We start from the raw sequence: 24,041 nt of genomic DNA, 5'->3' as shown, positions 1-24,041 counted from the left end.
TACGGTATTTCATGACCAAAGCCGTGTCGCTGCTGGACAAGTCAAAACTTTTCCACAAAATATTCACATCGCTTTTCAACTGATTCGTGTGCGTTGCGTCCCCGCGTCCGTATTTTTCTCCTCACGGGCTGGTTCATGACACATCGCCAAAGCGCGGCTGTTAGCCGCGAGATTGCAGCGCGCTGGTGCGCTCTTGCCGAACAGCGGCTGGAACATCTCTCCGAAATGTTCGAGACCGGACGCTGGCGCCGCTACCATTCCGAGCTCGCCTTCCTCGAAAACATCCAGGAAGCCAAGCGCGCGGTCCAGACCTGGCGCGCCATCGCGACCGGCGAGGACGTCGCCGCGGCCGCCGCGAGCGTGACCTCCGCATTCGGCTGGTCGCCGGCGACCTTGTCGCGCGTCCCTCCGCGGGAGCAGCGGCAGGCCATGCAGCCACAGACCATGCAGCCGAAAGCCGTGCACATCGCGCCCGAAACCGCTGTACCGGTCAGGCTCGACCCCACGCCGAACGTGCTCGCCGAAATCGTCGAGGCCCCAATTGCACCGGTCGCTCCGGTGGCGCCGTTGGCCTCGATCGCGTCGTTCTTGCAGACCTTCTCGCCGCCCGCCGACGAAATCGTCGCGGCCCCCGAGCGCGTGGTCGAATTCACCTTCAGCCTCGATGGCATCGAAGCGAAGTATCCGCTGCTGCGGAATACGTTCTAGGGGCGACGTTCCAGAGGCCAGCCGCGCACCTACTGCCGCACCGCATTCCCGCCGATCACCACTTGCGCAAAACGCTGTGCGCCGTCCGCTGACAGATCTGCCGTCACCGCACGCGCGTGCTCCAGCCCGACCACGGCGCCGCGCGGGGTTTCCGAGATCATGTTGTTGTTGACGAGCGCCGTGCCGGCGCCCGGTACGACGGAGACGCCGACGCCGGCGAGCGCCTTGCGGATCACATTGCCGGAGATCACGATGTCGCGCAGATATTTGCCCCAGCCGGCGACGATACCGTAGGACGGCGCGTTCTCGATGACGTTGCCGGTCACCGAGGTATCAGCCTCGATGTAGATGCCGACGCCGGCATCGTCGTCCGGCGCGGTGCCGATTGGCCGCTTCGGGATCAAATTGCGGATGATGTTGCCCTGGACCACGGCGATACGGCCGCCCTCGTTGAAGTTGCAGACGGAGACACCGACGGCCGCGCCGTCGACAATGTTGTTGGCGATCACGGCGGCTTCGAACGCAAATTCCGAATAAAGCGCGACCTCGCGCACGTCGCTGACGCTGTTGCCGGTGATGTGGATGTTGGAGGCCGAGTTGCCGCGCACCGCGGAGTAGTCGCAATTTTTGATGCGATTGCCGCGCACGATCACATTGCCGGCGCGGAACGCGTTGATGGCGTTGCCGTACTGGCCGGAGCCGCCGGGGCCGGCCTTGATGTCCTCGATGCGGTTGTCGGCGACCAGCGTGCCGTCATCGCCGATCGCGGTACGCAGGATTTCGATGCCGTTGTCGTTGGTGCCGGTGATGGTGTTGCGGGAAACACTGAGCCCTCTGGCATCGAACGAGACCACCGCCGTCACCGCGATGTTGGTAAAAATATTGCCGGAGATGTCGCCGGACACCTGCTCGAGCCAGATGCCGCTGCCGCCGGAGCCCGTGATCTCGCAATCGACAACGCGGACGTCGCGCCCACCGAGCACGTGGATCAGCCCACGCCGCGTCGGCAGCGGAATGCCGCTGCCGTCGAAGGTGATGCCGGAGAGGCCGATCGAGTCCGAACCGTCGCTTTGGATCGCGGAGGCGCCACCGGTGAAGACGAACTTGGTCGCGCCGCGCACGCCGATCAGTTGCGCGCCGTTCGGCAGCCGCAACAATCCGCTGCGGTAGATGCCAGGCGGCAGCGCCAGCGGCATCTGCGCTCGCGCCGCTTCGTCGATCGCGCGCTGGAGCACGCGGGTCTGGTCCTCGCTGCTGCCGGGCCGCACGCCATATTGGGTCGCATCGCGGCCAAGCAGCGACGTCAGCGGCGCCGCGCGTGCAGCGTCGGCCGGCATGGCCAGCGCACCGGCGATGCCTGCTGTCGAAGCTCCGATGAGATGACGGCGGTTGAGGGTCATGGCGCGTCCTCCGGCGGACGCGGGCCGTGTCCGCGATGGTTAGGTAGCGCAGGGCGGACGATGCCGTGAGGATTGTTCGCGGTAGGGTTAAATGTTCACCCTACGAAGTCCGCACCCTTCGCGCCGACCGCACCATCTCCATCAGCATTGCCTCGCCGGCATCCACAAGTTCCTCCAGCGTGATGCGCGGCGAGCCCTTGCGCCGCACTGCGCCGCTACGCGCGAGCAGGGGAATGTGGATGAACGCGGCAAGTTGCGGCCCGTCCGGCTTGACGTTCTCGATCGCGCGCCAGCTCAGATAGTTGCAGAGATAGGCGCCCGCGTCGCGCGAGGGGCGCGCGTCGATGCCGGTGAGGCGCGCGGCACGCAGCAGCCTTGCGGTGTGCGGGCCGAACATCATCGCGTCCGCATTGGCGGCGATGCCGCGCTTGCTCGAACGGGTGTTGGCGGCATCCGGCCAGAGCATGGTGACGGCGTTGCGCGCACGGGTCTCGATGCGCAGGTATGATGTCCGCGCCGCGAGACCGAACATCAACAGTGCGTCCGGCTTCACCTTCGCAAGCACCTCCGGCAACTGCCGGTCGACCGCGGCATAGGTCACCGGGAAGATGTGGCTTGCCATCTCGACATCATCGAGCCCAGGACGTCGCAGCCGTGCCAGCCGCGCGACCAGCGGCTGGGTCGGATTATAGGGCGCGCCGGGGAACGGGCCGAAGCCGGTCAGAAGAATGCGGAGTTTTTCGCTCATTGCAGCAACTCCAGAATCTGCTCGGCGGCGAGTGCGGGCGTGAGATGACCATCGGCGACCTCCGCCTCGATCTTCTTTACCTTGGCGCGCACCGAGGCCTCGCTGCGCAGCCGCGCCAGCATGCGCTGCTCCAGCATCGACCACATCCACTTCACCTGCTGCTCGCGTCGCCGCGCGGCGAACTCGCCGGATGCGTTCATCGCGGTGCGGTGATCGAGGATCTTTTGCCAGAGCTTTGCGATGCCGTCGCCCGTCAGCGCCGAATAGGTCTCGACCGGCGGATGCCAGTGCTCCGAGCGCGGCGTCAAAATGTGCAGGGCGCCGCGATAGTCCGCGGCCGTGATGTTGGCGCGCTTGAGATTGTCGCCGTCGGCCTTGTTGATCGCGATCATGTCGGCGAGCTCGACCAGGCCCTTCTTGATGCCTTGCAATTCGTCGCCGCCGCCCGGCAGCATCAGGGCGAGGAAGAAATCGGTCATGTCGCAAACTGCGGTCTCGGACTGGCCGATGCCGACGGTCTCGACCAGCACGACGTCGAAGCCGGCCGCTTCACAGAGCAGCATCGCCTCGCGTGTCTTGGCTGCGACGCCGCCGAGCGTGCCGGAGGACGGCGAGGGGCGGATGAAAGCATCGTCGGACGCCGACAGCCGCGCCATTCGTGTCTTGTCGCCGAGGATCGAGCCACCGGTGCGCGCCGAGGACGGGTCGACCGCAAGCACCGCGATCTTGAGGCCTTGCTCGATCAAATAGGTGCCGAGCACGTCGATGGTGGTGGATTTGCCGACGCCGGGCGAGCCGGTGATGCCGACGCGCATCGCCTTGCCGGTGTCGGGCAACAGCATCTGCACGAGTTCGCGCGCCAGCGTCTGGTGATCGCCGCGCCGGCTCTCCACCAGCGTGATGGCCCGCGCCAGCGCCGCACGGCTACCGGTGCGGAGGTCACGGGCGAGGGATGTGGTGTCCAGCGAAGTCTTCATTTCAACCATGCCCTGCTTTACAACGGCGAGAGCAGGCAGGCGAGGGCCCCGCAAAGGGCGCTCGCAGGTCGGGCCGTCAAATCAAGCCTTGGCAAAACCGGCGGCCTTCATGGCCTGCCCCATCTGGGCATCGGCCTGGTCCATGAAGGTTGCGAACTGGCTGGCATCGCGCCACACGGTGCCGAAGCCGCGCCTGGTCATGAAGTCCCTGAATTCGGGGGAGTCGTACACCTTCTTTAGGGCCGCGGTCAGCGTGGCGGCGACCTCCGCGGCCAGGCCTCTCGGCGCAGCGATGCCGCGCCATGAGCTGGCGGCGTAATCGACGCCGAGCGCCTCTTTCAGCGTCGGGACTTTAGGGAAGATCGGATTGCGTGCAGGCGCCATGATCGCGAGGCTGCGCGCCTGACCGGCCTCGATTGTGGCCCGCGCCTCCGGCACCGAGCAGGTGGTGAGATCAAGGCTGCCTGCGACGAGATCCTGCATGGCCGGTGCTGCGCCATTCGACGACGACCACGCCACCTGGTTCGCCGGCATTCCCATTGCCTGCATCCAGCCGACGAGCGCGAGATGCCAGATGCCGCCTTGCCCCGTGCCCGACGCCTTGAACTTTCCGGGGGGCGCTACCTTGATGGCATCCATGAGCTCCTTCACCGTCTTGTATGGCGAGGACGTCGAGACCTGGATGCCCGGCGGGTCTTCGTTCATCAGCGCCAATGGCGTGAAGTTGCGCGGCGTCAGATGCGTCAGGGCCTGCCAATGCAGCATCGAGATTTCAACGGTCAGCATGCCGATCGTGTAGCCGTCCGGCAGCGCGGTGGCGATCTCGGCGTGACCAACGACGCCGGACCCGCCGGTGCGGTTGACGACGTTGAAGGGTTGGCCGAGCTCCTTTTCCAGCAGCGTCGCGATGATGCGCGCGGTCGCATCCGTGCCGCCACCCGCACCCCAGGGCACGATCAAGCTCACCCGCCGCGCCGGAAAGGCTTGCGCGCGCGCAGGCATGAGGAGAGCGGACGTGGCCGCAGCCACTGAAGAGGCCGCGAAAATGCGGCGCGTGATTCCTGACATCAATGGTCCCGGCGGCGCCCTCGGGAATCGGGCTAGTGTCAATGCAATATGCTACGCGGCTTTTTGCAGATGTCGCAAGCGGCAGCCCCGCGGCGCCGTGGGCAACGGTTCTGTCCGGATCTATTGCGCCTCGTCCGCGTCGCCCTTGGGCCGCGCGCCGCCGAAGATGCGTGCACCCTCTGGAGTGAGGTAAGGCTTCAGCGTTTCCCACGGCACGTATGCGACATATTGGCCCTCGGCATAGGGGCCGACCGCATAGGGCGGATAGTGGAACGTGAGGCCGGAACTCTTGCCGGCGTCGGTCGATGGCGCCAGCGTCACGGCGCCGATCTTGAGCAGGCTCGGCTCCACGCCCTTGAACCATTCGTCGGTCGCGGTCTCGCTGGTGTCGCGCTTCTTCTTCTCGATCTTCAGCGACGCGATCACGGCCTTCACCATCGCCTTCATGGTCGAGCCGTTGTCGGCGGTCTCGGTGAAGAAGGGACGGATCGAGATGCGCTTACCCTCGGTCTTGTCCCACAGGATCGTGTTCACGTCCGAATTCGGATGGGCGCCATGGGTGTCCATGTAGTCGTCGCGCAGCAGGCTCACATAATGGTCGGAAACGACAGAGCGGATGCTGTATTTACGTTCAAAGTCCCAGCCGCCGTCCTTGAAAAATTGCGGATCTTCCTTGCGGGAAGCGGCAGCATCGGCTGCGTTCTTGTCGAGCCATTTCCTGCCGTCGGCGAGGCAATCGGCGGCGAGTGCCGCATCAGCCTTGATCTTGTCATCGAGGAAGACGCGCGCCTCGATGTTCCTGTTCTTGATGACGGCGTCGGGTTTTGGATCGGCGGCGAGGGAGGGGGAGGACAAGCCTATCGCCGCAGCGGCTGCGAAAACGGTGATGGTTTGGAAGAGCAGTCCTGCACGCGCAATGGCACGGTGAGATGTCACGTCAATACCTATGAATTTCATGCTTTTCCGAGCAGCTGCCACAGCATAGAGATCGCAAGATGAACCGTCGCAGAACGCCCGTTGCGAACACCGGGTCGTGATATTCGTCGCGGCAAGCCGCCCGCCGGTTTGAGGGTTGGGAGGCCCAAGCGGCGGCGGAATTACTCTGCCGCCTCGCTATGCCCGAGCCGCGCATTCAGCTTGCGGATCAGCTCTTCGGCCGCATCCGCAATCACCGTGCCCGGCGGGAAGATGGCTTCGGCGCCGGCCGCGTAGAGCGCGTCGTAATCCTGCGGCGGCACGACGCCGCCGACGATGATCATGATGTCGTCGCGGCCCTGCTTCTTCAGCGCGGCCTTTAGCTCTGGCACGGCGGTGAGGTGGGCGGCGGCGAGCGAGGAGACGCCGAGGATATGCACGTCGTTCTCGACCGCCTGCCGCGCCGCTTCGTCGGCGGTGGCAAACAGCGGTCCGATGTCGACGTCGAAGCCGATATCGGCGAAGGCGGACGCAATCACCTTCTGGCCGCGGTCATGGCCGTCCTGGCCGATCTTGGCGACCAGGATGCGCGGACGCCGGCCCTCGGCTTCCTCGAAGGCATCGATCAGCGCCTGAACCTTTTCGACCCGGTTGCCCATGCTGGACGCCTCCCGCTTGTAGACGCCGGTGATGGACTTGATCTCGGCGCGGTGCCGGCCGTACACCTTTTCCATCGCGTCCGAAATTTCGCCGACGGTCGCTTTCGCCCGCGCCGCGTCGATGGCGAGCGCGAGCAGATTGCCGTTGCCTTCGCCAGCCGAGCGCGTCAGCGCGGCAAGCGCGGCATCGACGTCGGTCTGGTTGCGCTCGGATTTCAGCCGCGTCAGCTTGTCGATCTGGAGCCGGCGGACATTGGTGTTGTCGACCTTGAGGATGTCGATCGCGGCTTCGTCTGACGGCTTGTACTTGTTGACACCGATTACCGCCTGCTTGCCGGCATCGATGCGGGCTTGCGTCTTGGCCGAGGCCTCCTCGATACGCAGCTTCGGCACGCCGGCCTCGATGGCTTTGGCCATGCCGCCGAGCTCTTCAACTTCCTGGATGTGGCCCCAGGCTTTTGCGGCGAGATCACGCGTCAGCCGCTCGACATAATAGGAGCCGCCCCAGGGATCGATGATCCGCGTGGTACCGCTCTCCTGCTGGAGGAAGAGCTGGGTGTTGCGGGCAATGCGCGCCGAGAAATCGGTCGGCAGCGCCAACGCCTCGTCGAGCGCATTGGTGTGCAGCGATTGCGTATGGCCTTGCGTCGCCGCCATCGCCTCCACCGTGGTGCGCATCACGTTGTTGAAGACATCCTGCGCGGTTAGCGACCAGCCCGAAGTCTGGCAATGCGTGCGCAGCGACAACGAGCGCGGGTCCTTCGGGTTGAACGGCTTGAGCAGCTTCGCCCAGAGCAGCCGCGCGGCGCGCATCTTGGCCACTTCCATGAAGAAGTTCATGCCGATCGCCCAGAAGAACGACAGCCGTGGCGCGAAACGGTCCACGTCGAGGCCTGCGGCAAGGCCGGCACGTAAGTATTCGACGCCGTCCGCCAGTGTATAGGCGAGCTCGAGGTCCTGCGTCGCGCCGGCCTCCTGCATGTGATAGCCGGAGATCGAGATCGAATTGTATTTCGGCATCTTTTGTGAGGTGTAGGCGAAGATGTCCGAGATGATCCGCATCGAGGGCGCGGGCGGATAGATGTAGGTGTTGCGCACCATGAACTCTTTCAGAATGTCGTTCTGAATGGTGCCTGAGAGTTTTTCCGGAGGTACTCCCTGTTCGCCTGCGGCTGCGACGAACAGCGCGAGGATCGGCAGCACAGCGCCGTTCATGGTCATGGACACGCTCATCTGGTCGAGCGGGATGCCTGCGAACAGCGTGCGCATATCGTAAATGGAATCGATGGCAACGCCGGCCATGCCGACGTCACCGCCGACACGCGGATGATCGCTGTCATAGCCGCGATGGGTGGCAAGGTCGAAGGCGACCGAGAGGCCCTTCTGGCCCGCCGCGAGGTTGCGGCGGTAGAACGCGTTGGAATCCTCCGCCGTGGAGAAGCCGGCATATTGCCGCACCGTCCAGGGCTGGTTGACATACATGGTCGGGTAGGGGCCGCGCAGATAAGGCGCGATGCCCGGATAGGTCTCGAGGAAATCGAGCCCGGCGAGGTCAGCCTCGCCATAGGCAGGTTTCACCAGGATGCCCTCGGGCGTCAGCCACGGCTCGGCACTACCGGCTGGCGCGGCGGTGGCGACGCGCTCGAAGGCGACATCGGCGAAATTGGGAATGCGGCTCATGGTTTCAACCATATCAGGGCGCTCAATCATGGTCCGGATGCTGATGGCTGACGATGGTCGCCATCTTCTCCGGTCCGTAGTTCTGTTGTGTGGTCTGGCTCGGCAGGTTGGCGATGCCGACCACCCAGCCGAGGCGGGACTCGGTTCCGTACTGCCGGGTCGGCACCACGTGGTCCGGCCGGTCGAAGGCGCCGGTCATGATCTCGATCCGCTCGCCGCCGATGCGACGGAAGCTCAGCGGCGTACCGCAAGCCTCGCAGAAATCGCGCATCGCGATCGAGGAGGATCGGAACGCCGACGGCTCTCGCTTGGTCCAGGCGAAATCCGTCCGGTTGATGTCGGCGAAGGAGGCGAACGGTGCGCCGCTCGCCTTCTGGCACATCCGGCAATGGCAGATCGAAATCTTGTTCGGTGCCGCCGTCAGCGCAAAGCGCACCGCGCCGCATTGGCAGCCGCCGGTGAGAACGGGTTTGCTGGCTTCGGTCATGCCTGCTCCATCCGTTGATAGGCGTCTTGCAACGTGGCCAGCGCGTCGCCCCCGGCGAAGACAAAACCGGCGACGCCGGCGGCCCGCAACGCCGCCTCGGCCTCGGCCGGGCGGCCTGCCAGATAGATATGTCGTGCTCCGGCGGTTTGCAGGGCCTGAGCGGCGGCCTCCGCCTGGCCGGCATAGACCTTGTCGCTGGAACAGAGGCAGGCAAGCTCGGCCCCGGAGGCCTTGAAGGCGCTCGCAAGCTTGGCCGGATCAGCAAAGCCCTCGCTGTCGACGGCCTGAATGCCGCCGGTCTCGAAGAAGCTCTTGGCAAAGGTCGCGCGCGCGGTGAAATCGGCGGGCGTGCCGAGATTGGCCAAAAACACTTTTGGCCGCCCGCCGCGCACCTTGAGCGCCGCATCGGATTTGTCGCGCAGCGCCTCGAATGGCTGTGCGAGCCTGATCGGGGTGAGTGCATCGAACTTGTATTTCTGCGCGCCGTACGGTGCGAGCGCGATCGGCGTCGCCTTCAGCACCGCCGTTTCGCTCTCATGCAGGTTCGGAAATTCGCTGGCACCGGTCAGCACGTCGCGACGTTTTGCGATGTTGGCGTCACGTGCTTTTCGCGCGGCTGCGACCTTGCCCTGGAACAGGCCTTGCTGAAGCGCCGCAAAGGCGCCGCCGGCCTTCTCGCTCTCCTGGAACAGCGCCCAGGCCGCGTCGCAGAGTTGCGTCGTCAGCGTCTCAATGCCGCCTGCACCCGCCGCGGGATCGCTGACCTTGGCAAGGTTGCTCTCTTCGAGCAGCAGGAGCTGGGTGTTGCGTGCCGCGCGGCGCGCGAGCGGATCGGGCAGCCCAAGGGCGAGCGTATGCGGCAGCACCGTGATCGCATTGGCGCCGGCGAGCCCCGCCGCAAACGTCGCCATGGTCGCGCGCAGCATGTTCACATAGGGGTCGCGCTGCGTCAGCATGCGCCAGGCGGTGTCGGCAGCAATGAACAGCGATTTTGGCGACAGCCCACAGGCCGTCTCGACGCGCGCCCAGAGCAGCCGCAGCGCGCGGATTTTTGCCATGGTCAAAAACTGGTCGGCATCGGCGGCAAGCCGCGCATAGACCATGCCCTGCGCCTGCTCCAGCGGAACACCGGCACTTTCGATCGCGCGCAAATAGGCGACGCCGCAGGCGAGCACGAAGGCGAGCTCCTGCACTTCCGATCCACCGGCGTCGTGGATCACGCGTCCGTCTGCGGACGCAAACGGACCCGTGAAGCCGATCGCTGCGAGGCCCTTGATCCCACCCGTCACGGCGGGAACGATCTCCTCCCAGCTGTACGGGCTATTTCCCCACATAGCGCAGGCCGCGAGCGGATCGAGCCCGAAGCGGATGTCGCAGGCAGCGGGATCGATGCCGTTGCTCTTCACAAATTCCGCGACATGGATCGCGGCCATCCGCGATTGCGGACCGACCTGGAGCTCGATGCCGATGCCGGCATCGAGATGAATGTCCTTCAAGACCTTTGCGATCGCATCGGCCGTCGGTTCCAGGCCAAAGCCATGGCTGCCATTGCCGCCGGCGAACACCAGCGACAGCCCCGTCGCGCCGTTCTCCAGATCCGTCAGCGCTTGTGCGTTCGCGAGCGCCGCATCCGGATGGTCGATCCGCTGCACGATCTGCCATGGCGCGGCCGCCGGCCGTCCCACCACGGGCGCAACGCCCTTGGCGCGCGGATAGAGCGGCTCGATCTTGAGGCCGTCATAGGTCTTGCCGACCAGCTTCTCGAACGGCGCGCCCTTCAGTACGCCATCGACCAGCTTGCGCCAGTCTTCGACCGTCGCCTTGGGAAAATCGGCCGCCAGCGGCAGATCGTCAGTCACGGAGGTCATGCGGCGAGGGGCTCCCAAACGGCTTGTTATTCGGCGGCGAAATTGCCACGGCGGGCCGTCCCTGAAAACGGTTGTTTTTGGTTAACCGGTATCCGGAAGCCGCTCAATGCCTTGCGTCGAGACGCTGGCGAGCCCGTCACGCACACGAATGCCGCCGATCATGCGGTCGGGCGCGATTTCAGCGAGCGGCACCAGCACGAAGGCGCGCTCGAACAGGCGCGGATGCGGAAGCGTCAGATCCGGCTTCTGGAAGCTGACATCGTCATAGGCGATCATGTCGAGATCGAGCGTGCGCGGCCCCCATTGCCGCTCCTTGTCCCGGGTGCGGCCGAATTTCTGCTCGACCTTCTGCATCACGAACAGCAGCGCGTGAGGATCGAGGCTGGTCTCGATCTCGACGCAGGCATTGATGAAGGGATCCTGGTCCTCGTCGCCCCAGGGCGGCGTCGCATAGTCCGACGAACGCGCGATCAGCACGCCTTGCGTCATGCCGCAGATATGCGCGATTGCTTTTGTGAACGTCGCGCGGACATCGCCGACATTGCCGCCGAGCGCAATGAGGACGCTCGCCATCAGGGTTGCCGCGAGCGCGTCAGCATGATGCCGACATCGTCGAAGATGGCGGCGATCGGCGCATGCGGCTTGTGCACGGTGATCTTCACGGCGCGGATGCGCGGGAAGTGCGACAGGATGGCGTCGGCGACTGCGCCTGCCGCGCGCTCCAAAAGCTTGTAATTGGTGTTCTTGAACGCCGCCGTCGTGGTCGCCACGACTTCGGCGTAAGACACCGTATCGGCGAGCCGGTCGCTGCGCGAAGGCTCCGACAGGTCGGTATAGAGTTCGAGGTCGATCACAAAACGCTGGCCGACTTCGGTTTCGTGCTCCATCACGCCGTGGCGAGCATGGATCGACAGTCCGGTCACGAAGATCGTATCGGTCATTGCTTGCTCTCGATTGCTGCCGCCACCCGCAGGGCCTGCAAGGTCTCGGCGACGTCATGGGTCCGGATGATCTTTGCGCCGTGCTGCGCGGCGATCAGATGTGCGGCGATCGAGCCGGCCAGCCGTTCTTTCGGCTCCGACGGCACCACCGAGGCGATGAAGCGCTTGCGCGAGGCGCCGACCAGGATCGGCAGGCCGAACATCTCGAATTCGCGCAGCCGCGCCAGCGCAATCATGCTCTGCTCGGCCGTCTTGCCGAAGCCGATGCCGGGGTCGAGCACAATCTTGTCGCGCGCGATGCCGGCCCTTGCCGCGATATCCAGCGAGCGCAGGAAGAAAGCCTTCATGTCCGCGATGATGTCGATGGCGGAATCGACGCTCTCGCGGTTGTGCATGACGATGACGGGCACACCTTTGGCGGCGACCAGCGGCGCCATCGCGGCGTCGCGCTGCAGGCCCCAGACGTCGTTGGCGATCGCAACGCCCTGATCGAGCGCGAAAGCGACAACCTTGGCCTTCATGCTGTCGATCGACACGGGCGTGCCGAGCGCCACCAGTGCGGCCAGCACCGGCTTCAGCCGGGCAAGCTCGTCGGCCACCGTGACCGGCTCGGCGCCCTTGTAGGGCCGGGTCGATTCCGCGCCGATGTCGATGATGTCGACGCCGTCAGCGACCATCGCCCGCGCCCGCGATAGCGCCTGCTCCGGCGCGATGAACTCGCCGCCGTCGGAGAAGGAGTCGGGGGTGACGTTGAGCACGCCCATGACCGCCGGAATGGGCCGGCCCAGGATCGTCCGCAGCACGTCAGGTCCGGCCGAGCCGGCCCGCGCAACGGATGGGGAGGGCGAGGCGTTCATGCGCGTGGCTTTGCGCGGTCGGGGCTGGGGAGTCAAGGCGGGATTGGCCACTCCTGTCATCGCCGGCGCTGTCGATGTTGAGGCACTCTCTCGCATCATCTCCGCTGTCGTCCCGGCGAAGGCCGGGACCCATAACCCCAGGGAGAACTTTGGCGAAGACTCGTAGTTCGGTACTTCGACCTTCTACGATCGATAGATTCCGCGGTATGGGTCCCGGCCTTCGCCGGGACGACACCGGAGATGCGGGGAGTGCAGCCCTAATACGTAATCTTCGGCGACAGCTTCTTGGCCTTGGCGATGATGTCGCCGACCGACTTCTCCGAGGGCAGGATGCGGACGAGCTTCTTCCGCTCGTTCGCATCCCGCATGCTCTGCGCCAGTCTTGCCGGATTTCGGTAGGCGAGCTCGCGCACGGTGGTGACGCCGGCGGCGCGGACCAGGCCGACCTTGGCCCGGCCCATGCCGGGAATGCGCATGTAGTCGGAGACGTTGGCCCACTCCAGCAGCAGCTGCTCGCTGATGCCGGTCTTGGCGGAGAGCGCCTTACGCCCCTTCACGGTTGAGGCAGCTTCCAGCAGCGCGTCAGTGGTACGGATACCCTGCGCCTTCAACTTGCTGGCGGCAAAGGCTGGCAGGCCCTCAATCTCGGAGATCGGATATGTCATGATACTCAATGTGAAATGCGTAGCTCTCAGGCGAACTGGCTGAGGCCCGGCGTCCCCGCGATGATCTTGCCCATCTGATCCGCTCCGATTTTGTCTCGGCCAAAGCGAAAAAGTTCACGGGCAATCTTCTGAATGTCGGACATGCCAAGCCCCAGGCCCATCAGGCGTGTGCCGACGGCCATCAAGCCACCGCCCATCAGCCGCGACAGTCCGCCGCCGCTCCTGGACGCCTCGATCGCCTCTTCTGCACCTGGGATGTGATCGATCAGGGTCTGCACGCTGTCGGAAGGACCCTCGCTGCGGAGGAAGCCCAGGATAATGCCGACGGTCTTTTCAGCCATAGCATTATCTATGCTGGCGTTTGTCGCCAGCCGCCCGATCAGCTCGTCCATATGGCCTGCCCCTCAGCCGGATCACATGCCGGAATATTGTCTTCGAAAATGATCTTGAGCCGGTGTGACGTGAAATACAAGCGATGAACGCTCGCGAGGTTCCGATTCACTTCGAACGCGGGAAAAGTGTTGCAGCGATGCAAGAGCGGAGATGGAATCAAGGAAGAATTGCCGCGGTGCAAATGTATCGCTCCGACTTTCGGCGGATACCGGGCTCACATTCTCCGACAATGTCGCATGCCCGTGGCGCCTTGAACGGTTTCAATCCGCTTGCGACATGCGTTAAACTGCAGAAATGGTGAGCTCGAGTTTCAATACGCGAAATCGACAGACAGAATAGAGAGAGCGATGACGGCGCAGGACAACAAGCTCGGCGATACCGACGACAAGATTTTCGTCGGCAAGGGAGACGAGCAGGCCTGGCTGACGCTGGCGCTTGCCAATCGCCACGGCCTCGTCACCGGCGCGACCGGGACAGGCAAGACAGTATCGCTGCAAGTGATGGCGGAGGGATTTGCGCGCGCTGGTGTTCCGGTGTTCGCCGCCGACATCAAGGGCGATCTCTCCGGTATCTCCGAGGTGGGCGAAGCCAAGGACTTCATCGTCAAGCGCGCCACCGAGATGGGCCTGACATTCCAGCCCGACCAATTTTCGACGGTGTTTTGGGACGTGTTCGGCGAGCAGGGGCATCCGGTGCGGGCCACCGTCACCGAGATGGGGCCGCTACTGCTGGCGCGCATGCTCGATCTGAACGACGTGCAGGAGGGCGTGCTCAACGTCGCCTTCCGCGTCGCCGACGACAACGGCCTCGCCCTCATCGACATGAAGGATTTGCGGGCGCTGCTCGACGCCATCGTCCCGGATACCAGCAAGAAGGGGGCGGACGCGGGGGAGGATCCGCTGGCACCGATCCGGAAAGCGGCGCAGGGGTTCGGCAACGTCACCAAGGCCACCGTCGGCACCATCCAGCGCCAGCTCCTGGTGCTGGAGAACCAGGGCGGCACCAAATTCTTCGGCGAGCCGGCGCTGACGTTGAAGGATTTCATGCGGACCGATCGCGACGGCCGCGGTATGGTCAACATCCTCGTCGCCGACAAGCTGATGCAGAGCCCGCGGCTTTACGCGACATTCCTGCTGTGGATGCTGTCAGAGCTGTTCGAGGAATTGCCCGAGGCCGGCGACCCTCCCAAGCCAAAACTGGTGTTCTTCTTCGACGAGGCGCATCTGTTGTTCACCGATGCGCCGAAGGCGCTGATGGACAAGATCGAGCAGGTGGTCCGTCTGATCCGCTCCAAGGGTGTCGGCGTCTATTTCGTCACCCAAAACCCGATCGACGTGCCCGACCGCGTGCTCGGGCAAATGGGCAACCGGGTGCAGCATGCACTGCGCGCCTTCACCCCGCGCGACCAGAAGGCGGTTGCGGCTGCCGCTCAGACCTTCCGGCCCAATCCGAAGCTCGACACCGGCAAGGTGATCATGGAGCTCGGTAAGGGCGAGGCGCTGGTGTCCTTCCTCGAGGGCAACGGCACGCCGGCAATGGTCGAGCGGGTGATGATCCGTCCGCCATCGGCCCGGATCGGGCCGATCACGCCGGAGGAGCGCAAGGCGATCATGGATGCGAGCCCGGTGAAGGGCAAATACGACACCGCGATCGATGCCGAGTCCGCCTATGAGATCATCCAGAAGCGCCTCGCCGGCACCGCGGCGCCGGCAGACGGCTCGGCCGGCGCAAGTGGTGGTGGCGGGATCCTCGGCCAGATCGGTTCGATCGTCGGCACCATCTTCGGCACCAACACCGGGCGTAACCGGCTGTCCACGGGCCAACGCATCGCGCGCGACGTCACGCGCACGGTCACCGGCAAGGTGGTCGGCGGCGTCGTGGCCGATCTCGGCAAGTCGGTCGGCGGCCAGCTTGGCGGCTCGGTCGGCCGTGCGCTGGTCCGCGGCGCGCTCGGCGGCTTGCTGCGAAGGTAGGCAGCTTCCTTGTGGCCATCCCATGAAGGCCGGGCATTTTGCGCGCCTTCAGTGTCAGGCTCAGCGCCCCCGCGCACATATTTCGGATGATTGGGACTCTCCAAGCGTCGGTCGGTCTGCTACGTCCTATGTGTTTCCGACGGGCATAATGTGACATCATCGAATCCATCAGACAAACCCCGCGCACTCCGGCTGCCATCGCTGCGCGCGCCGCTCGATCTCCTCTTCCTGCTTTGCTGCATCATCCTCACCGCCGATGTCCTCGGTCCCGAGATGTTCGGCCACGGCAAGACCAAGGACTATGCGCTGTGGTATTGGGCCGGGCAGCAGGTGCTGCATGGCGGCGCGCTCTATCCCAGCGACATCCATCACCAGTTCGAGTTCATCTATCCGCCGCTGCCGGCGATCCTGCTTGCGATCCCGAGCTGGTTCGGCAAGCTCCCGCTCTACATCGTATTGTCGATCCTGAATGTGGTGGCGTGGTGGTACACGGGGATCCTCTCCAATGCCATGACCGGATCGGACCGCAAACCCGGCCCCTGGCTGGAAGCGCTGCCGGCCCTCGTCACCGTGACCTTCGTGTTCGACATGTTCGATCTCGGCCAGCCGAACCTCGTCCTGCTGGCGATGATGCTCTACGGCTTCTGGAGCTTGCAGCGCCAACGGTCCTGGCTCGCGGGTTTCATGTTCGCGCTCGCTACCGCCATCAAGGTGTTTCCCATCGCCGTGCTGCCCTATCTGGTCTGGCGACGGCAATGGGCGGCTGTCGTCAGCATGGTCGCCTTCATCGGCATCCTTCTCTACGTGGCGCCGGCGCCGATCCGCGGCTTCGAACGCAACGCGGCCGAGCTCAAGACCTGGTACCAGGGCATGGTCGGGGCGAGCTCGGAGAAGGGGTTCGGCCAGCGCGACGAGCAGAACTGGTCATGGGTCAACCAGTCCATCATCGCTGTCACGCACCGGCTGGTCCGGCCGCTGAACTACAATCAGGAAGATCCCGACAAGCCGCCGCGCACGATGAATGTCATCGATGTCGACTACAAGACGGCGAACTGGATCGTGCTCGCGGTGTCGGCGTTGCTCGGGCTCGGCTTCATCGCGGTCATGCCACGGCAAGCGCGGCGCACGGCGCGATCGGACGCCGAGGAGCTCGGCATCCTGTTTTGCCTGATGACGGTGGCCTCGCCGTTGGCGCGGCAATACTATTTCATGTGGCTGTTCCTGCCGATGACGGTGCTGATGCATCGTGCTGCCTTCGACGAACGGGCGAATGTGCGGCTGGGAACCTGGCTCGCTCTCGGCGGCGCCGGCATCCTCATGCTGCTGTCGCTGCCGCCGTTTCCCAATGTCATCCAGGCCTGGGGCAATAACCTCATCGCCACGGCGGTCCTCGCAGGCAGCCTCGCCTGGCACATCCGGCATCCGCCGGTTGCGGCTAGCTCCGGCGCCGCGGCAAGGCTAAAACCCCATACATCTTGAGACCCCGATTTCTCGAGACTTGAAACGCAGGGAATACGACATGGCCAATGCGCAGCTTCAATCCGTGCTCGACCACATCGACAAGGAGTTTGACAACAGCCTGGAGCGCCTGTTCTCGCTATTGCGGATCAAGTCGATCTCCGCCGATCCGGCCTTCGCCAGGGATTGCAAGGCGGCCGCGGAGCACCTCGCCAAGGACATCGCGAGCCTCGGCGTCGCGACCGAGGTGAGGCCGACCGCCGGCCATCCCGCAATCGTCGGCAAGATCAAGGCGGGCGGACGGCCGCACGTGATCTTCTACGGCCATTACGACGTGCAGCCGGTCGACCCGCTCGAGCTCTGGCACCGTCCCCCGTTCGAGCCTGCGGTGACGGACCACGCCGACGGCCGCAAGATCATCGTCGCGCGCGGCGCCGAGGACGACAAGGGCCAGGTGATGACCTTCGTCGAGGCCTGCCGCGCCTGGAAGGCAGTCACGGGCTCACTGCCGATCGACGTCACCTTCCTGATCGAAGGCGAGGAGGAGGTCGGCTCGAAGAACTTCGTGCCGTTCATCGAAGCCAACAAGGACGAGTTCAAAGCCGACTACGTGCTGGTCTGCGACACCAGCATGTGGGACGGCAACACGCCGGCAATCACGACCTCGCTGCGCGGCTTGCTATACGAAGAGCTGAAAATCACCGCCGCCAATCGCGACCTGCATTCCGGCGTGTTCGGCGGCAGTGCGATGAACCCGATCCGGGTGCTGACCAAGATTCTCGGCGGCCTGTTCGACGACGACAACCGCATCACCATCCCCGGTTTCTATGACGGCGTGAAGGATCTGCCGCCGGACATTCTGGAGCAGTGGAAGAAGCTCAATCTCACGCCGGAGATTTTCCTCAAGCCGATCGGGCTGTCGATCCCGGCCGGCGAGAAGGGCCGGCTCCTGATCGAGCAGGCCTCCTCGCGTCCGACCTGCGACGTCAACGGCATCTGGGGTGGCTATATCGGCGAAGGCTCCAAGACCGTGATCCCGTCGCATGCATCGGCCAAGGTCTCGTTCCGCCTGGTCGAGGGGCAGGATCCCCAGAAGATCCGCAAGGCCTTCCGTGACTATGTGACGGCGCGCATTCCCGGCGATTGCAAGGTCGAGTTCGGCGACCATTCCGCCGCGCCGGCGGTCGCGCTCGACTGGGACATGAAGCCGCTTGCCGCGGCGAAGAAGGCGCTGACGGAGGAATGGGGCAAGGAGACCGTGCTGATGGGCTCGGGCGCCTCGATCCCGATCGTCGCCGATTTCAAGCGCACGCTTGGCCTCGACTCGCTGCTCGTCGGCTTCGGTTTGGATGATGACAACATCCACTCGCCGAACGAGAAGTACGACCTCCGAAGCTTCCAGAAGGGCATCCGCTCCTGGGCCCGCATCCTCGCCGCGCTGGCCGAGGTTAAGTAGGGCGCGAAAACTCTATCCTCGTCATTGCGAGCGAAGCGAAGCAATCCAGAATCCCTCCGCGGGTAAAGTCTGGATTGCTTCGTCGCAAGAGCTCCTCGCAATGACGGCAAAAATAAAAACGCCGCCCGGAATTGGGCGGCGTTTTATTCCAAAGCGTGTAGAGGGTGTTGACGCCTACCCTACACCAAACCTCGAGAATCTCAAGACCGATAGCCCGGCAGCTCGCGGTCGAGCTTGCGCAGCAGCGGCGGCCACACCAGCTTGGTGGCACGCAGCTCGGCGCGGTCGCGGTTGGCGAGCAGCTCGGTATTCTTGTCGATCGCGACGTCGTCGACCGGATAGACCGGGGTGCCCAGCGCACGCGTGCGCACCTGCATCGAGCAGGCGCGCTCGAGGTGATACATGCGCTCGAAGGCCGAGGCGACCGAGCGGCCGACCGTCAGCGTGCCGTGATTGCGCAGCAGCATGTGATTGTGGTCGCCGAGATCCTTCTGGAGCCGCGGCCGCTCGTCGTGGTCCAGCGCGATGCCTTCATAGTCATGATAGGCGAGGTCGTGGGTGACGAGCTGGGCGGTCTGGTTCAGCGGCAGCAAGCCCTCGGCGGCGCTGGAGACCGCGGTGCCGTCAAGCGTGTGGAGATGCAGCACGCAGATCGCGTCATCGCGCACCTCGTGGATCGCCGAATGGATGGTGAAGCCGGCCGGGTTGATGCTGTACTCGCTCTCGGTGAGCTGATTGCCGTGCAGATCGACCTTGACCAGGCTCGACGCCGTGATCTCGTCGAACATCAGCCCATAGGGATTGATCAGGAAGTGATGATCGGGGCCGGGCACGCGCGCGGAGATGTGGGTGTCGACCAGGTCGTCCCAGCCGTACAGTGAGACGAGACGATAGCAGGCGGCGAGATCGACCCGTTGCTGCCACTCGGCCTCCGTCATGTTCGACGGCACTTCCTTCAGGCGCGCTTCCGCTGGTGACATGACAGATCTCTCCGAACCTCGTTGTTTCGGGGAGGGAGCCTAGTCTCGGGTGAGGCCGGCGGCAAGGCGCGCAAAGCGCGGCAGTTCAGCGTAGCCCGCATAGAGGGGAAGCGGAATGCGAGGAGTCGTGTGGTCCCGGATTTCGCTTTCGCTCCATCCAGGCTACGAGACCGCTCGATCGGTGGTGCTACGGCGCCGGGATCGACAGCAGGCTGGAAATGCTGCGGCCGCGGATGTCGTAGACGCGAGCGAACACCACGTCGTCGCGCTTGATCTCGACCATCACCGGGGCAGTCAGGCCCTTGCAGTAGAACTCGCCGAGCGTCATGGCGAAATCGGCCGCGTTGGAATCCCAGCCAATGGTGAAGTCGGGGCCGAGCGCGACCTGCGCGGGGCGCTGCGGGCCGCACACGGCGACCTTCCATTTGCGGTTACGCGGCGGCACTTCCTGCCGCTCGACGAGTTGCTCGCGCAGTTCGTCGGAAGCCTGCTTCAGCGCAAGGCCCCAATAGTCCAGCATGAAGCGGTCGTCGGCGGCGCGCACGGTGCCGGCGATGTGATTGAAGTGGGTGTATTGATAGGGATGCAGCCGGATCATCTCGGCCAGCGGCAGCGCCAGGCCGAAGCAGAAGGTGGCGAGCACGACCGGCTGCCAGGCGCGGTGATTGGCGCGCAGGCGCTCCATGGTCCAGGCGAACGCTACGCCGCCGAGCACCGCCATCGGCGGGATGACGAAGACGAAGTGGCGGATGCCGTTGTAGAGCGCCGGTCGTTTCACCATCGCGATCGCGAGCGGCAGCGTCGCTGCGAGCGTCAGCATCAGCAGGATGGTCTTGCGGCGGGCTGGAACCTCGCGGCGCGGCAGCAGCGCGAAGGTGCCGATCGCGGCGCCGGCCATCAGCACCAGCATCACCTCGGGCAGCTGAAGCGCGAACAGCGTCGGCAGATACGACCAGGGCATGTCGGGCACGGACACGATCGCGCCGTCGAACATTTCCTTCCAGGGCTTCTCGAAGAAGTGCGAGAAGTAGGTCAAAGCCTCGAAGGGATTGCCGGGCTCCATGATCGACCACGGCCAGATCAGGCCCATCACGAGGTAGCCGAACGCGAGGCCAGGCAGCAGCACGTAGACGACATGGGCGAATCGACGGGCCGCCTCGCGGACGCCTTCGGTGCGCAGCTCCTCGAGGAACAACGGCATGAATCCGACCATGGCGTAGACCAGCGCGAGCCCGCCGAGAATGCGGCAGCCGATCGACAGGCCGGCGCCGAGGCCGACGATCAGGATCGTGCGCGGCGAGGGGTTCGGATATTCCTCGGCAAGCCGGACTAGGCCCAGCATCAGGATGATCATCGCCACCGCGAAGGGCGCATCCTTCGGGTTCATGAACATGTGGCCGTAGAAGATCGGGCAGAGCGCGAGCAGCAAGAGCGCGGCAAGACCGGCAAGAGGCCCGCCGATGCGGCGGCCGAGCCGCCACGTCACGGCAAGCCCGATCACGCCGACGATCGCGCCGAGCAGACGGCGCGTCTCGAACAGCTCGAGCGGGAGAATCTTGTGCAGGAGGGCTGCGACCATGTCGAAGCCGCCGCCATACATATAGAGGTTGGCAAAGGAGAGCGCTGCGGTGTCCCTGAAGCCGGAACCGAACAAGCGCAGCAGCAGATCGGCATATTCGGCGTGGGTGTAATCGTCCCAGCCGAGCCCGTAGTCGCGGAAGGTCAGACCTGCGATGACGGCGACCGCTGCCAGCACCAGCATGGCGAGGTCGTCGCAAGACCGTTCAACCGAGCGCCCGAGAGGCGTGTCGATCGCCGAAGTCGTGATGGATGTCATGGCTATTGGTGACCCGGAATCCCCTCTTGGCCCTGCTGGTGCGCGCGGGCCTGCTCCCCGGAATCCCTATAGCGCAGTTCCATTACCAAGTAATTGGGCATTATGGCTAAATTCCTGATGCGACGCAGCAAACCCGACTAACCGAAGAGCAGATTAGAAACTAGCGAGCCGTAGCTGAAGGGAATGTGAATAAGTCCCTGATATCCTTCCCTTTAGGAACAGCGCGGGCAATTGGTCGTTGGCGAGGACCACAGTATGACGGTATCGTGGCGTAACGGGTGTTGCGCATGGATGCGCGACCGAGGGTGGGTTCGATGGTCTTGGTATTGCTGATCGCAGGGATCGTCGCCGTGGTGGCGGGTCTCCTTGCAATCCTTTTTGGCTACACGGTCAGGGATTTCAGCCTCGGTAGCACCCTCATAATCTCCGGCACGGTCGGTGTCTGCTCCGGAATGTTACTGGCCGGCCTCTATGTCGTGGCCGTGGAGCTGAAGAATATTGCCCGGCGCTTGGCCGGCTCCGCCGCGACGTCGGAGGTGCGGGTCAGGCCGGTGCTGCCGGCGGGCCTCGCGATGCCCGGTGCGCCGGAGCCAGCGTCTGCTCCAGCGATAAGGGCCGAACCATCACCCGCCGCACCCCCCCCATGGCAGGGCGAAGCGCCGGCCCGCGAGCGCCCGCGGGTCGAGGCGCCGGAAGAGCCCGAAGAGCCGGAACCACCTCCGGAAGCGCCGCGCCGGCGCAATTTGATGTTCGCCTCGAGTTCGCGCAAGGAGCGCGAGCGTGCCGAGGCGAAGGCTACCGATGGCCCGCAGCCGCAAACAGACGCCGTGCCTGCGGCGCCGGAGGCGCCGCCCGCGAGGTTCGATGACGCCTGGCCGAAGCTGGACCGCATGCGGCCGCCGGAGCCGCCCGTGGCGCGTCGATCGCCGCCGCGCTCACCTTCGGCCTTCGAGCCGGCCCCGCCTGCGCTGGCCCCGCCTGCACCGGAGCCGCCACCGCCGGCTGAGCAGCCGCCGGTGACGGTGCTCAAGTCCGGCGTCGTCGACGGTATGGCCTATTCGCTCTATTCCGACGGTTCGATCGAGGCGCAGATGCCGGAGGGCATGATGCGCTTTGCCTCGATCGACGAGCTGCGCGCCCATCTCGACCAGCGGTCCTAGTTCAAGTAATGCGTCGCGGTTGTTGTCGCGACAGCAGTAATCGGCCGATACTTGTCAGTCGTCGTATTTCAGCCAAACGTATTGTTGACAGAATATACTTCACCGTCGCCAATGCAGCGCGACGGAGCCAGATTGGAGAGAGGGCGAGCCCATGTCGGATGCTGGGGCTAAAAATTTCATCGAGCTGACGGCCAACATCGTCTCGGCCTATGTCAGCAGCAATCCGACGCCGGCTGCCGAGATATCAAACCTCATCAACCAGGTGCATGGCGCCCTGGTGCGGGTCTCCTCAGGTCGTGCGGAGGCCGTGCCGCTTGAACCCGCAAAACCTGCGGTCTCGCTGAAGAAGTCGATCGCGCCGGACTATCTGGTGTGTCTGGAGGACGGCAAGCGCTTCAAGTCGCTGAAGCGCCATCTGCGCACCCAGTACAACATGACGCCGGAGCAGTATCGCGAGAAATGGGGCCTGCCCGCCGACTATCCCATGGTCGCGCCAAACTACGCGGTGGCGCGCTCGCAACTGGCGAAGAAGATGGGATTGGGACAGCAGCAGCGGAAGCGGAAATAGCTTCTCACGAAGCCTCCGCGAGTGCCTCTTTCGCGTCGGTCTTGATGCGTTCGACCATCGAGCGCAGGCCGTTGGAGCGTTGCGGCGTCAGATGGTCGCGAAAGCCGAACTCGTCGAACACCGCGATGGCGTCGGTCGCAAGGATCTCCCGCGGCGTTCGGCCGGAATAGAGCGAGAGCACGATCGCGACCAGCCCGCGCACGATATGTGCGTCGCTGTCGCCGCGATATCTCAGGATCGGCGCGCCATTGCCGCGGTCGACATGCTTGGACAGCCAGACCTGGCTGACGCAGCCATTCACCTTGTTCTCCGCGGAGTGGTCCGCCTCGGGCATTGGTTCCAGGGTGCGGCCGAGCTCGATGACGTACCGGTAGCGGTCGTCCCACTCGTCCAGAAGCTCGAAATTGTCCCTGATTTCGTCGATCGTGGTCATAATGGCCCAGAGTTCCCGTTCAGACCAATATAGGGACGCAAGGCCTCGAAATCGATAGGATTTGAGCCCTAATTCGCAATCGGCGGACCGCGCCATTCCAGCGCGAGGTCGTCCTGGGTCAGCGTGTCGCGCACAGCCTCGCCGGTGGTGGCATCGCCTTCACCGGCGACCGTGATCGAGCCGGTGTGGTCGGGCGCCTTCTTGTCGTTTTTCTCGTTCTTCTCGTTGGTGATCTGCTCCTTCTTGTCGTTGATGATCTGGTAGATCTTCTTCGCGCCGTCCTGCGCCCGCTGGCCGATGATGGTCGCGGCCTGTCCGCCAACCTCGCAGGCCGCCGGCTGGCGTTTGCAGAACTGGGTCATGTCGGAGACGGCCGCGGTCGCAGCCTGCACCGCATCGGCAGCGCCGATCTGCGGCAGCTTGTCCGATTCGGGCGTCTTGTCCCGCGGCAGGAGCACCAGCACCAGCCCGAGCCAGAATGTGATGCGGAGCAGAAAGCGCATCTTGCGAACCTGTATGTTAGATCCCGTCGCGGCGATCCCCGCAGGCGTCGGACCTAGCAACTCTCGATAAATCGCAAGTGATTGCCTTCCGCTTAATTCGCAGAAAATTTACGCAAAAATCTTCGGAACTGGAGGTCTCGTAAATTTTCGATTGACGCGCCCGGCCGTGATGTTCCGGCCCCGCGCATCCACCAATTCGAAACCATGCGAGGGAAGGCGAAACCCTGTGTTCACCATCCCCGATGATGACATCGCCAAATCGTCTAAAAATCTCCGCGATGACGCGGTGTCCGGCAGCAGGCCGGGT

23 protein-coding genes are annotated in these 24,041 nt (G+C 64.4%); 6 read left to right on the top strand and 17 right to left on the bottom strand.

Going from position 1 to position 24,041, the window contains the following annotated elements:
• Positions 1-135: 135 nt before the first annotated feature.
• Positions 136-708 carry a TIGR03809 family protein gene (locus ACPPVR_RS29700; RefSeq protein ID WP_426610110.1) on the top strand — a complete coding sequence of 191 codons (573 nt, stop codon included), beginning with the start codon at positions 136-138 and terminating at the stop codon, positions 706-708.
• A 29-nt stretch (positions 709-737) separates the two neighbouring features.
• Here the strand turns inward: ACPPVR_RS29700 and ACPPVR_RS29695 are convergent, their stop codons facing one another.
• The 13 genes from ACPPVR_RS29695 to ACPPVR_RS29635 all read right to left on the bottom strand — a co-directional run bounded on the left by ACPPVR_RS29695 (position 738) and on the right by ACPPVR_RS29635 (position 13,365).
• A complete protein-coding gene (locus tag ACPPVR_RS29695) occupies positions 738-2,108 on the bottom strand; it encodes a TIGR03808 family TAT-translocated repetitive protein (protein ID WP_426610109.1) in 1,371 nt (456 codons plus the stop codon).
• A 100-nt stretch (positions 2,109-2,208) separates the two neighbouring features.
• Entirely contained in the window at positions 2,209-2,856 is a 648-nt protein-coding gene (locus ACPPVR_RS29690; protein WP_426610108.1) for a pyroglutamyl-peptidase I, read from the bottom strand.
• Positions 2,853-3,842 carry a methylmalonyl Co-A mutase-associated GTPase MeaB gene (gene meaB / locus ACPPVR_RS29685; RefSeq protein ID WP_426610107.1) on the bottom strand — a complete coding sequence of 330 codons (990 nt, stop codon included), beginning with the start codon at positions 3,840-3,842 and terminating at the stop codon, positions 2,853-2,855. Before meaB ends, ACPPVR_RS29690 begins: the two co-directional genes overlap by 4 nt.
• A gap of 72 nt (positions 3,843-3,914) precedes the next feature.
• The gene (locus ACPPVR_RS29680; RefSeq protein WP_426610106.1) at positions 3,915-4,901 is read right to left on the bottom strand and encodes a tripartite tricarboxylate transporter substrate binding protein; all 987 of its coding nucleotides are present in this window, start codon (positions 4,899-4,901) and stop codon (positions 3,915-3,917) included.
• Between the two features lie 120 nt (positions 4,902-5,021).
• Positions 5,022-5,756 carry an RsiV family protein gene (locus tag ACPPVR_RS29675; RefSeq protein ID WP_426610105.1) on the bottom strand — a complete coding sequence of 245 codons (735 nt, stop codon included), beginning with the start codon at positions 5,754-5,756 and terminating at the stop codon, positions 5,022-5,024.
• Positions 5,757-5,998: 242 nt separating this feature from the next.
• Positions 5,999-8,155: a methylmalonyl-CoA mutase gene (gene scpA, locus ACPPVR_RS29670; protein ID WP_426610104.1), complete on the bottom strand. Its 2,157-nt coding sequence runs from the start codon at positions 8,153-8,155 to the stop codon at positions 5,999-6,001.
• 22 nt (positions 8,156-8,177) lie between these two features.
• Entirely contained in the window at positions 8,178-8,642 is a 465-nt protein-coding gene (locus tag ACPPVR_RS29665) for a GFA family protein (protein ID WP_426610103.1), read from the bottom strand.
• Complete coding sequence (locus ACPPVR_RS29660) at positions 8,639-10,510, bottom strand: methylmalonyl-CoA mutase family protein (protein ID WP_426610102.1); 1,872 nt, start codon at positions 10,508-10,510, stop codon at positions 8,639-8,641. The genes ACPPVR_RS29665 and ACPPVR_RS29660 overlap by 4 nt, the downstream gene beginning before the upstream one ends.
• A gap of 81 nt (positions 10,511-10,591) precedes the next feature.
• Complete coding sequence (gene folK, locus ACPPVR_RS29655) at positions 10,592-11,083, bottom strand: 2-amino-4-hydroxy-6-hydroxymethyldihydropteridine diphosphokinase (protein ID WP_426610101.1); 492 nt, start codon at positions 11,081-11,083, stop codon at positions 10,592-10,594.
• A complete protein-coding gene (gene folB / locus ACPPVR_RS29650; protein WP_426610100.1) occupies positions 11,083-11,451 on the bottom strand; it encodes a dihydroneopterin aldolase in 369 nt (122 codons plus the stop codon). The genes folK and folB overlap by 1 nt, the downstream gene beginning before the upstream one ends.
• Positions 11,448-12,308 (bottom strand): dihydropteroate synthase, encoded by an 861-nt coding sequence (gene folP, locus ACPPVR_RS29645; RefSeq protein WP_426610099.1) that lies wholly within the window; start codon positions 12,306-12,308, stop codon positions 11,448-11,450. Before folP ends, folB begins: the two co-directional genes overlap by 4 nt.
• Before the next feature lie 257 nt (positions 12,309-12,565).
• On the bottom strand, positions 12,566-12,973 hold the full coding sequence (locus tag ACPPVR_RS29640; protein WP_426610098.1) for a DUF4332 domain-containing protein: 408 nt from the start codon (positions 12,971-12,973) through the stop codon (positions 12,566-12,568).
• A gap of 26 nt (positions 12,974-12,999) precedes the next feature.
• The gene (locus ACPPVR_RS29635; protein ID WP_426610097.1) at positions 13,000-13,365 is read right to left on the bottom strand and encodes a DUF2267 domain-containing protein; all 366 of its coding nucleotides are present in this window, start codon (positions 13,363-13,365) and stop codon (positions 13,000-13,002) included.
• 348 nt (positions 13,366-13,713) lie between these two features.
• On the opposite strand from ACPPVR_RS29635, the gene ACPPVR_RS29630 reads away from it, so the two are divergent.
• The 3 genes from ACPPVR_RS29630 to ACPPVR_RS29620 all read left to right on the top strand — a co-directional run bounded on the left by ACPPVR_RS29630 (position 13,714) and on the right by ACPPVR_RS29620 (position 18,253).
• Positions 13,714-15,339 carry a helicase HerA-like domain-containing protein gene (locus ACPPVR_RS29630; RefSeq protein WP_426610096.1) on the top strand — a complete coding sequence of 542 codons (1,626 nt, stop codon included), beginning with the start codon at positions 13,714-13,716 and terminating at the stop codon, positions 15,337-15,339.
• 150 nt (positions 15,340-15,489) lie between these two features.
• Positions 15,490-16,818, top strand: coding sequence for a glycosyltransferase family 87 protein (locus tag ACPPVR_RS29625; protein ID WP_426610095.1), 1,329 nt, complete (start codon positions 15,490-15,492; stop codon positions 16,816-16,818).
• Between the two features lie 40 nt (positions 16,819-16,858).
• Positions 16,859-18,253: a M20/M25/M40 family metallo-hydrolase gene (locus ACPPVR_RS29620; protein ID WP_426610094.1), complete on the top strand. Its 1,395-nt coding sequence runs from the start codon at positions 16,859-16,861 to the stop codon at positions 18,251-18,253.
• A gap of 200 nt (positions 18,254-18,453) precedes the next feature.
• Here the strand turns inward: ACPPVR_RS29620 and ACPPVR_RS29615 are convergent, their stop codons facing one another.
• Together ACPPVR_RS29615 and ACPPVR_RS29610 are read right to left on the bottom strand one after the other, a co-directional pair.
• A complete protein-coding gene (locus ACPPVR_RS29615; RefSeq protein WP_426610093.1) occupies positions 18,454-19,233 on the bottom strand; it encodes a class II aldolase/adducin family protein in 780 nt (259 codons plus the stop codon).
• A gap of 187 nt (positions 19,234-19,420) precedes the next feature.
• On the bottom strand, positions 19,421-21,070 hold the full coding sequence (locus ACPPVR_RS29610; protein ID WP_426610092.1) for a glycosyltransferase family 39 protein: 1,650 nt from the start codon (positions 21,068-21,070) through the stop codon (positions 19,421-19,423).
• Positions 21,071-21,384: 314 nt separating this feature from the next.
• On the opposite strand from ACPPVR_RS29610, the gene ACPPVR_RS29605 reads away from it, so the two are divergent.
• Together ACPPVR_RS29605 and ACPPVR_RS29600 are read left to right on the top strand one after the other, a co-directional pair.
• Positions 21,385-22,230, top strand: coding sequence for a DUF308 domain-containing protein (locus tag ACPPVR_RS29605; protein WP_426610091.1), 846 nt, complete (start codon positions 21,385-21,387; stop codon positions 22,228-22,230).
• A gap of 151 nt (positions 22,231-22,381) precedes the next feature.
• Positions 22,382-22,798, top strand: coding sequence for a MucR family transcriptional regulator (locus ACPPVR_RS29600; protein WP_426610090.1), 417 nt, complete (start codon positions 22,382-22,384; stop codon positions 22,796-22,798).
• A 4-nt stretch (positions 22,799-22,802) separates the two neighbouring features.
• On the opposite strand, the gene ACPPVR_RS29595 is transcribed toward ACPPVR_RS29600, so the two are convergent.
• Positions 22,803-23,231 (bottom strand): SufE family protein, encoded by a 429-nt coding sequence (locus tag ACPPVR_RS29595; RefSeq protein ID WP_426610089.1) that lies wholly within the window; start codon positions 23,229-23,231, stop codon positions 22,803-22,805.
• Positions 23,232-23,299: 68 nt separating this feature from the next.
• On the bottom strand, positions 23,300-23,734 hold the full coding sequence (locus ACPPVR_RS29590) for a DUF5330 domain-containing protein (RefSeq protein WP_426610088.1): 435 nt from the start codon (positions 23,732-23,734) through the stop codon (positions 23,300-23,302).
• Positions 23,735-24,041: the final 307 nt, after the last annotated feature.

The organism is Bradyrhizobium sp. McL0616, from assembly GCF_049993385.1.
GTDB lineage: Bacteria > Pseudomonadota > Alphaproteobacteria > Rhizobiales > Xanthobacteraceae > Bradyrhizobium.
Note: the sequence above shows the minus strand (reverse complement) of the source record. Positions and strands in the feature narration are given on the sequence as shown.